The organism is Tsukamurella asaccharolytica (genome assembly GCF_007858435.1).
Classification (GTDB): domain Bacteria; phylum Actinomycetota; class Actinomycetes; order Mycobacteriales; family Mycobacteriaceae; genus Tsukamurella; species Tsukamurella asaccharolytica.
The window spans coordinates 1-12,200 of the sequence record NZ_VIGW01000004.1 but is presented as its reverse complement, the minus strand read 5'-3'; the positions used below and the strand labels follow the sequence as shown (position 1 = coordinate 12,200).

The window sequence follows — 12,200 nt, the reverse complement described above, 5'->3', positions numbered from 1 at the left end:
TACTGACGCCGGGGACTAGCCCGCCGGAACCGTCGTCGTCGGTGCGCCGCCGGAGGTGGGCGGCTCCGTGGTCCCGCCCGGCAGCGTCGCACCGCCAGGCAGCACGATCCCGCCCGGCGCGGAGGTGGTCGTCGCCGTGCGCGCGGGCGCGGTGGTCGGCTCACCCGAGCTGCCCGGCACCGTCGACGAGGGTGCGCCGGACTCCCCCACCTCGCCGCGGGACGGGACCGCGCTCGACGGGGTCGGGGACGGCGTCGTGGTCGGCCCGTCGTAGGTGGGTGCCTCCCGGGCGGGCGCGGTCGTGGTCGCGACGGGCGTCTGCCCCGTGCGTCGCTGTTCCTCGGGGACGAACTGCGCGTACAGGTCGAGGTACCACCACATCAGCCCGAGGAACAGCAGCACCAGAACGACGGTGCTGGTGCGCGCCCGGGTGTGCGGGATGGTCTTCGGGACGCGCTGCCAGGCGGACGGGCGCGGCCGCGTGGACTCCGACGGTGCGGCAGCCGGCTCGGGCGCCGTCCGGGCGGGGAGCTCGGTGGTGGCCTCGGCGTCGGGCTCGTCGCCCTGCGGCCGCTTCGGGTCGTCCGTCACTGCGGCTTCACCTCCTCCTCGTCCTCGACGGTGTCGGTGACCGGCGCGACGTCGATGCCGGCCGTCGCGAGGCTGCGCACGATGCGCTCGCGAAGATTGCGCCCCACCTCGAACTGCTTGCCGGGGAGCGTGCGCGCGACCATCCGCAGGTTCACCTGGTCCAGGTCGATGGACTCGACGCCCATGAGCGTCGGCTCATCGAGCAACAGCGTCGACATCTTCGGGTCGTGGTAGGCCCGTTCGCCGACCCGGTGCAGCAGCGAGTTGACCTTGCCCATGTCGACTGTCTTCGGCAGCGGGATGTCGACGACGGCGCGGGCCCAGTCCTTCGACAGGTTGGTGGCCTTGACGATCTGTCCGTTCGGGACGGTGATGACCTCACCGTCGGTGTTACGCAGCTTCGTCACCCGCAGCGTGACGTCGGAGACGGTGCCCTCGGCCGTCGACCCGCCGGTGAGCGCGAGATCCACCACGTCGCCGAAACCGTACTGCCGTTCGGTGATGAGGAAGAAGCCCGCCAGGAGGTCCTGCACGATGCGCTGCGCGCCGAAGCCGAGCGCCGCACCGATGACGGTGGCGGGCGCGACGAGGGCGGTGATCGGCACACCGAGCGTCTTGACCACCTGGTAGGCGGCGAACAGATAGATCGCGGCGATCGCGACCCAGCTGATCACCTGGATCAGGGCGTGCTGGTGCTTGGCGGACTCCGAGCGGACGAGTGAGTCGCTGTTCTTGAACTGTGCGTCGATCCGCATCGTGACGCGCACGGAGAACCAGTTCACGAACCGGTTCGCCAGGACCGCGGCGAGGGTCCAGAGCGCGATGGGCAGCACCCGCTCGAACATGAGGAGCCGCCACCCCGTGACATCGGGGAGGATCGAGGTCGCGAGCAGCGTGCTACTCGTCATCGCCACGCATCCGCCAGCGGATGCCGGCCTCGATGAAGCCGTCCAGGTCGCCGTCGAGCACCGCCGACGGGTTGTTCACCTCGTACTCGGTCCGCAGGTCCTTGACCATCTGGTACGGGTGCAGCACGTAGGACCGCATCTGATTGCCCCACGACGCACCCTCGTTGGTCTTGAGGGCGTCCATCTGCGCGCGCTCCTCCTGCCGCTTGCGCTCGAGCAGCTTGGCCTGCAGGACCTTCATCGCCGAGACTTTGTTCTGGAGCTGGCTCTTCTCGTTCTGGCAGGTGACGACGATGCCGGTGGGGATGTGCGTGAGCCGCACCGCGGAGTCGGTGGTGTTGACCGACTGCCCGCCCGGGCCCGACGAGCGGTACACGTCCACGCGCACCTCGTTCTCGTCGACGTCGATGTGGTCGGTGGTCTCCACCACGGGCAGCACCTCGACCTCGGCGAAGGAGGTCTGGCGGCGGCCCTGATTGTCGAACGGGCTGATCCGCACGAGCCGGTGGGTGCCCATCTCGACGGAGAGGGTGCCGTACGCGTAGTCGGTCTTCACCGCGAAGGTGGCGGACTTCAGGCCGGCCTCCTCGGCGTAGCTGGTGTCGTAGACCTCCACGCCGTAGCCGTGCTTCTCGGCCCAGCGGACGTACATGCGCATGAGCATCTCGGCCCAGTCCGCGGCGTCGACGCCACCGGCGCCGGCGCGGATGTTGACCAGCGCGTCGCGGGCGTCGTACTCGCCCGAAAGCATGGTCTTGACCTCCATGGCCTCGATCTCGGTGCGCAACTGGGCACGGTCGCCGTCGGCGTCCTCGAGCGCGGCGGCCCGGTCGTCGCCCTCCTCGGCGTCGGCGAGCTCGTACAGAACGGGCAGGTCGTCGAGGCGCTGGCGCAGATCGGTGACGCGGCGCAGCTCCGCCTGGGCGTGCGACAACTCGCTGGTGACCTGCTGCGCGTTGGCCTGGTCGTTCCAGAGCTCGGGGTCGGACGCCTTGTGTTCCAGTTCATCGACGCGCCGGCGCAACTCGTCGAGATCGATCACCTTCTCCACCGTCTGCAGGGTGGTGTCGAGGCTCTCGATGTCAGCGGCTACGTCAGGATGCACAGTCACCCAGGATACTGGCCCGGCCCGCCGTACGGATCCGGTGGCGGGGTGAGGCTGCCGAGCTGCCACGAGCTGTCGACCTTGCCCACCTTGTAGAACACGGGCAGCCGGTCCCCGACTTCCGGCCAGCGCTCCGCGAAGTCCACGATCAGCCGTCGGTAGACGTGCGTGGGCGGCGTCGTCGGGCCCTCGACGGTGCCGGAGACGGTCACGAAGGCCTGGCCCTTCTGGTCGGGTTCGACGGGGCGCGGGCTCACGCCGCTGAGCGTGAGAGTCCCGTCCTCCATGCCGGGGCCCGCGGGCGCGGTGCCGAGCGTGCCGCGCTTGGAGCGCTGCCACATGACGACCAGCGCACCCAGCATGGCGGCGAGCAAGAGCACCCAGATCCATTCCATATGCCCAGATTACCGACAGGGACCGCCCCGCGCCCGTGTCCGGCCTCCGCTACCGTTCTCGCATGTCGAGCGCACCGTCGAACCCCCCGCACCCCGATCTCACCCTGGCCCTCGCCCTCGCGGACGCGGCCGACGAGCTGACCATGGCACGGTTCGGCGCCCTGGACCTCAGGGTCGACGCGAAGCCCGACCTCACGCCCGTCTCCGACGCGGACCTCGCCACCGAGACCCTGATCCGCGAGCGGCTCGCCGCGGAGCGCCCCGGCGATGCGGTGCTCGGCGAGGAGTTCGGCGGCGAGGCCGTCTTCGCGGGCCGGCAGTGGGTGCTCGACCCGATCGACGGCACGAAGAACTACGTGCGCGCCGTCCCGGTCTGGTCCACCTTGATCGCACTGCTCGAGGACGGCGTGCCCGTGGTCGGGGTGGTCTCGGCGCCCGCGCTGCGGCGCCGGTGGTTCGCCTCCACGGGAGCCGGCGCCTACACGCAGTTCGACGGTGGCGAGCCGCGCCGGATCTCGGTTTCCGGGGTCGGCGAGATCGGGGACGCCAGCATCTCCTTCTCGGACCTGTCCTACTTCGCCGACCGGGCGGGCCGCGACCGATTCCTCGCGCTGGCCGAGGACGCCTGGCGCCTGCGCGGCTACGGCGACTTCTGGAGCTACTGCTTGGTCGCGGAGGGCGCGGTGGACATCGCGGTGGAACCGGAGGTCTCGCTCTGGGACCTGGCCGCCGTCGAGATCGTGGTGCGCGAGGCCGGGGGGCTGTTCACGGGCACGGACGGGACGCCTGGCCCGCACGCGGGCTCGGCGGTCGCGGCGAACCCGATTCTGCACCCGCAGGTGCTGCGACGTCTGACTCCCTGATACGCCGAAGGATGATTCATCCCATCTCTTGGCACCGATCTTACCGAGGAGTAAGGTCCCATCTGACTGATGAGTAAGTTGACGGCGCGGGGTCAGGGACCAGCCCACGACCTGCGCCGCCACGACGACGAGATGGTGGAGATGAGCACGTCAACCGATCCCCGGGACACCAGCGCCATCGGGAAGAACCCGATCCGGCGGAACCCGACCGGCCAGCTGATCCGCGCCCTGATGGCCGTGGTGCAGACCCCCTTCGTGCAGAACCGCGGCCTGCAGGACGTGGTGAACCGCGTCGCCTACGAGGGCACCAAACACGGCTTCAAGGCGCTCGGCGCCGCGAACCGCACGTTCAAGGCCGTCTCCGGCACCGGTAAGCCCCAGCGGCTGACCTCGAGCACGAAGTCGAACTACGACCTCACTCCGGACGACGAGCAGCAGATGATCGTCGACACCGTGCGGGACTTCGCCGCCGAGATCGTCCGCCCGGCTGCCGCCGAGGCCGACGCGGCGACGGCGGCCCCGGCCTCGCTGCTCGAGCGCGCCACGGAGCTCGGCATCACGATGATCAACGTGCCCGAGGAGCTCGACGGTGCGGGCAGCGACCGCGGCGCGGTGACCAACGCCCTCGTGGCCGCGGCGCTCGCCCACGGCGACATGGGCCTGGCGCTGCCGATCCTCGCCCCGAGCGGCGTCGCGGTCACGCTCGCGCAGTTCGGCTCCGACGGCCAGCAGCAGACCTACCTCAAGGAGTACGCGGGCGAGTCCGTGCCGCAGTCCTCCGTGGTGATCGCCGAGCCCGGCGCGCTGTTCAACCCGTTCGCGCTGTCCACCAAGGCCACCCGCACCGCGGAGGGGTTCGTGCTCAACGGCGTGAAGTCGATGGTGCCGCAAGCCGGCTCGGCAGAGCTGTTCGTGGTCGGCGCCGAGCTGGAGGGCAAGCCCGCGCTGTTCATCGTCGAATCGGGCACCGACGGCGTGATCGTCGAGGGCGACCCGAGCATGGGCCTGCGTGCCGCCTCTCTGGGCCGCCTGAACCTCGACGACGTGAAGGTCCCCGGGACCGCGCTGCTGGGCGAGGTCGACCTGGACACCGCCGCCCAGAACTACACCGACGTGGTGCGACTGGCCCGCCTCGGCTGGTCGGCGCTCGCACTCGGCACGGCACGCGCCGTGCTCGACTACGTGACCCCGTACGTCAAGGAGCGTGAGGCCTTCGGCGAGCCGATCGCGCATCGCCAGGCCGTGGCCTTCGCCGTGGCCGACATGGCGACTGAGGTCGACGGCCTGGAGCTGCTCGTGTGGCGCGGCGCCTCGCGCGCGGAGCAGGGCCTGTCCTTCGGCCGCGAGGCCGCGCTCGCACGGAAGTTCGCCACCGACAAGGGCATGCGGATCGGGCTGGACGGCGTCCAGCTCCTCGGCGGGCACGGGTTCACCAAGGAGCACCCCGTGGAGCGCTGGTACCGCGACCTGCGCGCCGTCGGCATCGCCGAGGGCGTCGTCGTCCTCTAGGCCCCTTCGACTTCAGAGCAGAAGAAAGAACCCTCATGGCAATCAATCTGGAACTCCCCAAGAAGCTGAAGGCGTCGGCCGAGATGTCGCACCAGGGCGCGGCCGAGATCTTCCGCCCCATCTCGCGCAAGTACGACCTCGCCGAGCACGAGTACCCCAAGGAGCTCGACACCATCGCCGCCCTCTACGACGGGCTGGCCGATGCGGGCCAGGCGCCGTCGGCCGCGTCGGGCGACCGGAAGAAGAGCGAGGGCGAGGAGAAGCCCAAGCCCACGCCGCCCGACGTCACGGCGGGCAGCCGCAACGGCGGCACCATGGAGTCGATCATCAACGCGATCGAGATGTGCTGGGGCGACACCGGCCTCATGCTCGCCTTCCCCTACCAGGGGCTCGGCAACGCTGCCATCGCCGCGGTCGCGACCGACGAGCAGCTCGAGCGCTTCGGCAAGGTCTGGGCCTCGATGGCGATCACCGAGCCCTCGTTCGGCTCGGACTCGGCCGCAGTCAGCGCCACGGCGACCCGCGATGGTGACGAGTGGGTGCTCAACGGCACCAAGATCTTCGTGACCTCGGGCGCGCGCGCCGACCACATCGTCGTGTGGGCGACCGTCGACAAGAGCGCCGGCCGCGCCGCGATCAAGTCCTTCGTGGTGCCCCGCGAGCATCCCGGCGTCACGGTGGCCCGGCTCGAGCACAAGCTCGGCATCCGCGCCTCCGACACCGCGGAGATCCGGTTCGAGGACTGCCGCATCCCGTTCGAGAACATCCTCGGCAGCCCCGAGGTGAACGTGGAGAAGGGTTTCGCCGGGGTCATGCAGACCTTCGACAACACCCGCCCGTTGGTGGCCGCCATGGCCATCGGCTGCGCCCGCGCCTCGCTCGAGGAGCTGCGCACCGTGCTGGAGGATGCCGGGATCGTCATCGACTACGACGCGCCGGTGAACACACTGCCGCACGCCGCAGCGGAGTTCATCCGGCTCGAGTCGGACTGGGAGGCCGCGTACCAGCTGACGCTGAAGTCGGGCTGGATGGCGGACAACAAGATTCCCAACTCGATGAACGCGTCGATGGCGAAGGCCAAGGCCGGTCGGGTCGGCTCCGATGTGACCCTCAAGGCCGTCGAACTCGCGGGGGCGCTCGGCTACTCGGAGCGCACCCTGCTCGAGAAGTGGGCCCGCGACTCGAAGATCCTCGACATCTTCGAGGGCACGCAGCAGATCCAGCAGCTGATCATCGCGCGCCGACACCTCAACCTCAACAGCTCACAGCTGAAGTAGGACCGTCGACCCAGGTCGAGCGGGGCGTCGCCGTCTGGCGGCGCCCCGCTCGGCGTCTGTAGCGTTGCGGGCATGACCGTGATCTGGTGGGCGCGGCGCGATCTGCGCCTGGGCGACAATCCCGCACTGTGCGCAGCAGCGGCGGACGGCGACGTGCTGCCGCTGATGGTCCTCGATCCGGCACTGCTGCGCGACGGCCCGCGCGGATCCTGGTTCGCCGCCAACGTGCTCGCGCTCGACGCGCAGCTCGACGGCGGACTCGAAGTGCGCACGGGTTCTCCCGCCGAGGAGGTGCTCGCGGCCGCGCGCGCCGTGGGAGCGACCGCCGTCCACGTGAGCCGGGAGACCACACCCTTCGGCAGGCGTCGCGATGATGTCGTACGAGAAATCCTCGCCGAGAACGACATCGAGTGGGTGGAGACGGGTTCTCCCTACGCCGTAACCCCCGGTCGGATCACGAAGGCCGACGGTACGCCGTACCGCGTCTTCAGCGCCTTCCAGCGCGCGTGGCGCGAGCACCGGTGGCCCGGGCCCGCCCGCCTGTCCGATCCGGTGCAGTGGTGCCCCCCTTCGACGCCGGGGGATGCCGCGCGCACCTCGCTGAAGAACCTCCACGGCTCGAGCCCCGTCGAACTTCCGCCGGCGGGCGAGGAGGAGGCGCTCGCGCGGTGGCAGCGGTTCCGCTCCGACGACCTGCCGCGCTACGCACAGGAGCGCGACCGGCCGGATCTCGACGCCTCGTCCCGCCTGTCCCCCTACCTCAAGGTGGGCGCCGTCCATCCGCGCACCCTCCTCGCGGACCTCGGTGCCGGCGAGGGCGCGCTGAAGTTCTCCTCAGAGCTGTGCTGGCGCGACTTCTACGCCGACGTCCTCCATCACAACCCGGGCTCGCTGCACACGGATCTGACGGACGCCCTCGCCGGACTCGAATACACGGACCCCGGCGAGGATTTCACGGCCTGGCAGCGCGGGGAGACCGGCTTCCCCCTGGTCGACGCGGGCATGCGACAGCTCCTCTCGGAGGGCTGGATGCACAACCGGGTGCGCATGGTGGTCGCGAGTTTCCTCTCCAAGGACCTGCACGTCTGGTGGCCGCACGGCGCCGCGCACTTCCTGGACCTCCTGATCGACGGCGACGCGGCGTCGAACGCTCACGGGTGGCAGTGGGTCGCGGGGACGGGGACCGACGCGGCACCTTACTTCCGGGTGTTCAACCCCACTGCCCAGGCTGAGAAATTCGACCCGCAGGGCGATTACGTCCGCAGATACATCCCCGAGCTCCGTCACCTCGACGGTGCGGCAGCCCTCACGCCGTGGAAGCACGAGGACGGCTACGCACACGGCTATCCGGCTCGGATTGTCGACCACGCGCACGAGCGCGAGGTCACTCTGGCGCGATACCGCACCGCGCGCACCGCCTGATCCTGGTCCGACTTGACCGTTTCGTGATCCAGCGTTTCGGTGACCGGAGCCACAATTTTCGTGTGATTGCCGTCACTTTCCGCAGGTCATTGCCCATGCGAGCTATTGCTAGCATTCTTCTGCGTGACCTGGCATAACCGGGTTCGCGCCGCGCCGTGACCGAAGCGTTATCAAACCGCGACCGTTCCGAAGCGGGGATGACACCGGCTTGTAAGACCCCTAGTGTTGCCCTCGACCCGATCACGGGAACACAACTGAATCCACGAACCACAGCGTATGTGTGGGCCCCGCCGCCGAAACGAGAGCATCTTCCCTCGGGCGCCGGACCGCTTTCGGGAGCGACGCACCACGTCGCCGAAGCGGGTGAGCGATCTGACTCAGTCCACTGCCGTGCCCGACAGAGAAGGCACGGCCCATATCTTCCCAGCACCTCGGCCCCCATCGGGCTGTGCACTGGCATGCGCAACGGCGAAAGGAACCCCTTGAAGAACATCCGTAAGACCCTGGGCATGATGGCCGTCACCGGTGCGATCGTCGCCGCTCCCGTTGCCTTCGGCACCGGCGCTGCGAACGCCTCCAGCGTGAACTGGGACGCCATCGCGGCCTGCGAGTCGGGTGGCAACTGGAGCATCAACACCGGCAACGGCTACTACGGCGGCCTGCAGTTCAGCCCGTCGACCTGGCGCGCCAACGGCGGCTCGGGCCTGCCCCACAACGCCTCGCGTGCCGAGCAGATCCGCGTCGCGGAGAACGTCCTCGCTTCGCAGGGCATCGGCGCATGGCCGAGCTGCGGTGGCCGCGGCTAAGTCGCACCCAGCGCGTTAAGACTGACGCCGGTGGCGGTCGATTCCTTGTGAATCGGCCGCCACCGGCGTCTTTCCGTCCCGCCTCCCGCGCCCTGACCGCGCCTCGCCTCGCGCGGACTGTCAGAATCGCGGGGTGCCACTGCGCGTTTTCGTCCTCCTGACAGGGCTGTACTTCGCCCAGGGGCTCCCCTTCGGCTTCTTCACCCAGGCGATCCCCGTGCTACTGCGCGACGCGGGCCTGTCCCTGACAGCGATCAGCCTCACCTCCCTGCTCTACCTGCCCTGGGGCCTGAAATTCCTGTGGGCGCCCGCCGTCGACCGGATCGGCACCCGACGGCAATGGTTGCTCGCCACCCAGCTCGGCTCCGCGGGCGTGGTCTTCGCCCTGGCCGCGACCGACCTCGCCGGCTCGCTGCGGTGGCTGTTCGTCGCCATCGCCGCCATCAACCTGCTCTCGGCCACCCAGGACGTCGCCACCGACGGCCTCGCGGTCCGCCTCCTCGGCCCGCGCGAACGAGGAGTCGGCAACGGCATCCAGACGGGCGCCTACCGGCTCGGCATGATCGCCGGGGGCGGCGGGCTGCTGTGGATCTACGCGGAGAGCGGCTGGCGCGTGCTGCTGCTCACCCTGGGCGGGCTCATCCTCCTGTGCACGGTCCCCGTGGTCCTACTGGCACGCGACGAGCCGTCCGGCGAGGTGCAGCGGTCCAGCAGGGGGCAGGACCGTCGCGGCCGCCTGGGCACGGCATGGTGGCGCCGACTCCGCCGGCCCGGGGTGATCACCCTGATCGGCCTCCTCGTGGCCTACAAGTTCGGCAACTCCATGGCGTCGTCGATCGCCGGCCCGTTCCTGCACGACGCCGGGCTGACGCTGCAGCAGATCGCCCTGGTGAGCGGCGCCCTGAGCTCGGCGGGCGCCCTCGCCGGATCGGCGCTCGGCGGCTGGCTCGCGTACCGCTACGGGCGGCGACCGGCCCTGCTGTTCGGCGGCGTCAGCCAGACGCTCGCGGTCGGACTGTTCGTCGCGGCGGCGCTCGGGATCGGCGGAAGCGCCATGGTGATCTCGGCGACGGTGCTCGAGCACGTCTTCGGCGGCGCCGCGCTCGTCGCGCTGTTCACGCTGATGATGGACGCGTGCGAGCGCGACGATGCCGGCGCGGATTACACGTTGCTCGCGAGCGCCGTGGTCGCGGCCCAGGGGCTCGCCGGATTCGCCGGCGCCATCGTGGGCGACACGCTCGGTTACCCGGCGGCCTTCGCGACCGGGATGGTGCTCTCCGGTATCGGTTGCGCAGTGCTGGTGCGGGGCCTCGACCGCGGCCGCGGGCCCGCGGCGATCACCACGTGGACGCGGGGCCGGGTTCCCACACCATGAGTTCCACGAGACCATCGGCCTGCGGATGCGTGGATGACGTGGCGCGGAATCAGGCGGGCGCGGTCGCCTTCTCCTCACCGGCGGCGGTCGCGTTGCGGGCTGCCAGATCGCTGATGGAGTCGGCGGACTCGAGTGCGGAGTCGCGGCGGTACTGAACGAAGGAGTACGCGAAGGCGGCGATCCAGCCCGCGACGATCAGGATGTAGACGACGCGCTGAGTGCCGGGGTCGAGGGCGAGGGCGTCTTTGCCCATGAGCGTCCTGGCGTTGGTGAGGATGATCAGGCCGCCCACCGAAGCGCCGAGCAGTCGCGGCGGGAAGTGCCGCACAAGCCATGCCGCGAACGGCGCCGCGATGACGCCGCCCAGCAGGATCGCCCCGGCGTACGCGAAGTTCACACCCTCGCCCCCCAGGTTCGCCAGGAACCCGAGCGAAGCCGCCAGGGCGATGAGGAACTCGCTGGTGTCGATCGTGCCGACCACCTTGCGCGGCTCCATCCGGCCCGAAGCCAGCAGCGCCGGAGTGCCGACGGGGCCCCAGCCGCCACCGCCCGTGGCGTCGACGAAGCCACCGAAAAGGCCGAGCGGAGCGAGAAAGCGTGACCGCAGCGGCTTGCCCAGGTTCTTGGTGTCGATACCGCGGAACGTGAAGCGCAGCAGCACGTACAGGCCGAGCAGCAGGAGGATCGAGGACATCAACGGCTTGGCGACCTCGGTGGAGAGATTCGAGAGCACCGTCGCCCCGGCGAAGGCGCCGATCGCCCCGGGGATTCCGATGCGACGCACGACCTTCCAGTCGACGTTTCCGAACCGCCAGTGCGAAGCGCCGGACACGGCGCTCGTGCCGATCTCGGCGAGGTGGATCGTCGCGCTGATGGCGGCGGGCGAGAGCGTGGTGAGCGCGACGAGGAAGGTCGTCGCGGTCACACCGAAGGCCATCCCGAGACTCCCGTCCACGAGTTGCCCGAGCAGACCGACGAACGCGACGATGACGAGGGTACTCATGCTGAACTCCTGCGGCTGGGGCGGACGAGCGGACTCGTCCGGTGTGCGAGGACACTCTGCCGAGTACGCCACGGTGTCGGAACCGTCCCGCTCAGCGTGGTCCGAATCCAGGACCGGTGCGCGCGTGCGCGCAGGCGACTATTCGACGGGGAGCGAGCGCACGACGCGGCACGGGTTGCCGACGGCGACGACGTGGTCCGGGACGTCGCGGGTCACCACGCTGCCGGCGCCGATCACGGCGTTCCGCCCGATCGTGACGCCGGGGCACACGATGACGCCGCCGCCGAACCAGACGTTGTCGCCGATCGTGATCGGCTCCGCCGTCTCCCACCGCGCCCGGCGCGCCGCGTGGTCCTCGACGGGGTGCAGCGCCGTGAGCAGCTGCACCCGTGGCCCGATCGAGCAGTCGTCGCCGATCGTGATGGGAGCGCAGTCCATGAGGATCGCGTCGTAGTTGAGGAAACTGTTGGCACCGATGGTGATGTGCGCCCCGTAGTCGCACTGGAAGCGCGGCACGACCCACGAGCCGTCGCCGATGCCGCCGAGGAGTGCGTGGAGGATCTGAGAGCGCTCCGCGTCGTCGTCCGCGACGGTGGCGTTGAACCGGTCGAGCAACCGTCCGCACGACTTCCGCATCGCGACGAGCGCGGGATCGCTGTCGCGGTACCGCTCGCCGGTGAGCATCCGCTGGAGTTCCGTGGGCACGCCCCACGGTACCTACCGGGTGGAAGGCCGGGAGGTACGGTTGTCGCGTACGCGTCCAACCCAGAACGACACGGTGGCCCGCAGTCACGTCGGGCGCCGCGCTCGCCCTCTAGATGTGATGTCCAGGGAGGTTGGTCAGCCTGGTGATGGGTGGGCGGCCTCCGATGGCGGAGTGGGGTCGGTGGTGATTGTAGAAGTGCAGCCATCCGGGTAGTTCGTTTCGGCGTTCGGTTTCGGATTG

13 protein-coding genes are annotated in these 12,200 nt (G+C 69.9%); 6 read left to right on the top strand and 7 right to left on the bottom strand.

The genetic code is table 11. The features are described from left to right. Window positions 1-15: 15 nt before the first annotated feature. From FK529_RS09165 to FK529_RS09150, 4 genes are read right to left on the bottom strand one after another with little or no spacing between them, the layout of a single operon-like run. Window positions 16-591, bottom strand: coding sequence for an Rv3103c transmembrane domain-containing protein (locus FK529_RS09165; protein ID WP_146560691.1), 576 nt, complete (start codon window positions 589-591; stop codon window positions 16-18). Continuing rightward, the gene (locus FK529_RS09160; RefSeq protein ID WP_146560690.1) at window positions 588-1,499 is read right to left on the bottom strand and encodes a mechanosensitive ion channel family protein; all 912 of its coding nucleotides are present in this window, start codon (window positions 1,497-1,499) and stop codon (window positions 588-590) included. The genes FK529_RS09165 and FK529_RS09160 overlap by 4 nt, the downstream gene beginning before the upstream one ends. Continuing rightward, window positions 1,489-2,604: a peptide chain release factor 2 gene (gene prfB / locus FK529_RS09155; protein WP_146560689.1), complete on the bottom strand. Its 1,116-nt coding sequence runs from the start codon at window positions 2,602-2,604 to the stop codon at window positions 1,489-1,491. The genes FK529_RS09160 and prfB overlap by 11 nt, the downstream gene beginning before the upstream one ends. A 2-nt stretch (window positions 2,605-2,606) precedes the next feature. Further along, window positions 2,607-2,999, bottom strand: a complete 393-nt coding sequence (locus FK529_RS09150; protein WP_146560688.1) for a hypothetical protein — start codon at window positions 2,997-2,999, stop codon at window positions 2,607-2,609. 62 nt (window positions 3,000-3,061) lie between these two features. Here FK529_RS09150 and hisN point away from each other — a divergent pair, with 62 nt between their 5' ends. The 6 genes from hisN (at window position 3,062) to FK529_RS09120 (ending at window position 10,251) form a co-directional block, all read left to right on the top strand. Then, window positions 3,062-3,862, top strand: coding sequence for a histidinol-phosphatase (gene hisN / locus FK529_RS09145; protein WP_146560687.1), 801 nt, complete (start codon window positions 3,062-3,064; stop codon window positions 3,860-3,862). Between the two features lie 141 nt (window positions 3,863-4,003). After that, complete coding sequence (locus tag FK529_RS09140) at window positions 4,004-5,371, top strand: acyl-CoA dehydrogenase family protein (protein ID WP_146561026.1); 1,368 nt, start codon at window positions 4,004-4,006, stop codon at window positions 5,369-5,371. 35 nt (window positions 5,372-5,406) lie between these two features. Then, on the top strand, window positions 5,407-6,648 hold the full coding sequence (locus tag FK529_RS09135) for an acyl-CoA dehydrogenase family protein (protein WP_146560686.1): 1,242 nt from the start codon (window positions 5,407-5,409) through the stop codon (window positions 6,646-6,648). 72 nt (window positions 6,649-6,720) lie between these two features. Further along, complete coding sequence (locus FK529_RS09130) at window positions 6,721-8,070, top strand: cryptochrome/photolyase family protein (RefSeq protein WP_146560685.1); 1,350 nt, start codon at window positions 6,721-6,723, stop codon at window positions 8,068-8,070. 482 nt (window positions 8,071-8,552) lie between these two features. Continuing rightward, complete coding sequence (locus tag FK529_RS09125) at window positions 8,553-8,876, top strand: transglycosylase family protein (RefSeq protein ID WP_146560684.1); 324 nt, start codon at window positions 8,553-8,555, stop codon at window positions 8,874-8,876. A gap of 133 nt (window positions 8,877-9,009) precedes the next feature. After that, the gene (locus tag FK529_RS09120; RefSeq protein ID WP_146560683.1) at window positions 9,010-10,251 is read left to right on the top strand and encodes an MFS transporter; all 1,242 of its coding nucleotides are present in this window, start codon (window positions 9,010-9,012) and stop codon (window positions 10,249-10,251) included. A 49-nt stretch (window positions 10,252-10,300) separates the two neighbouring features. Here the strand turns inward: FK529_RS09120 and FK529_RS09115 are convergent, their stop codons facing one another. The 3 genes from FK529_RS09115 to FK529_RS09105 all read right to left on the bottom strand — a co-directional run. Continuing rightward, complete coding sequence (locus FK529_RS09115) at window positions 10,301-11,254, bottom strand: sulfite exporter TauE/SafE family protein (RefSeq protein WP_146560682.1); 954 nt, start codon at window positions 11,252-11,254, stop codon at window positions 10,301-10,303. 138 nt (window positions 11,255-11,392) lie between these two features. Next, complete coding sequence (locus tag FK529_RS09110) at window positions 11,393-11,938, bottom strand: sugar O-acetyltransferase (protein ID WP_146561025.1); 546 nt, start codon at window positions 11,936-11,938, stop codon at window positions 11,393-11,395. Between the two features lie 130 nt (window positions 11,939-12,068). Continuing rightward, window positions 12,069-12,200, bottom strand: a 132-nt coding sequence (locus FK529_RS09105) for an integrase core domain-containing protein (protein WP_146560681.1), incomplete at its 5' end; no start/stop codon positions are given.

What these genes read in the sequence shown, in the direction of transcription:
- FK529_RS09160 (WP_146560690.1), bottom strand. Translation starts at nt 1,499, where the DNA reads ATGACGAGTAGCACGCTGCTCGCGACCTCGATCCTCCCCGATGTCACG.
- FK529_RS09150 (WP_146560688.1), bottom strand. Translation starts at nt 2,999, where the DNA reads ATGGAATGGATCTGGGTGCTCTTGCTCGCCGCCATGCTGGGTGCGCTG.
- hisN (WP_146560687.1), top strand. Translation starts at nt 3,062, where the DNA reads ATGTCGAGCGCACCGTCGAACCCCCCGCACCCCGATCTCACCCTGGCC.
- FK529_RS09140 (WP_146561026.1), top strand. Translation starts at nt 4,004, where the DNA reads ATGAGCACGTCAACCGATCCCCGGGACACCAGCGCCATCGGGAAGAAC.
- FK529_RS09135 (WP_146560686.1), top strand. Translation starts at nt 5,407, where the DNA reads ATGGCAATCAATCTGGAACTCCCCAAGAAGCTGAAGGCGTCGGCCGAG.
- FK529_RS09130 (WP_146560685.1), top strand. Translation starts at nt 6,721, where the DNA reads ATGACCGTGATCTGGTGGGCGCGGCGCGATCTGCGCCTGGGCGACAAT.
- FK529_RS09115 (WP_146560682.1), bottom strand. Translation starts at nt 11,254, where the DNA reads ATGAGTACCCTCGTCATCGTCGCGTTCGTCGGTCTGCTCGGGCAACTC.
- FK529_RS09110 (WP_146561025.1), bottom strand. Translation starts at nt 11,938, where the DNA reads ATGCTCACCGGCGAGCGGTACCGCGACAGCGATCCCGCGCTCGTCGCG.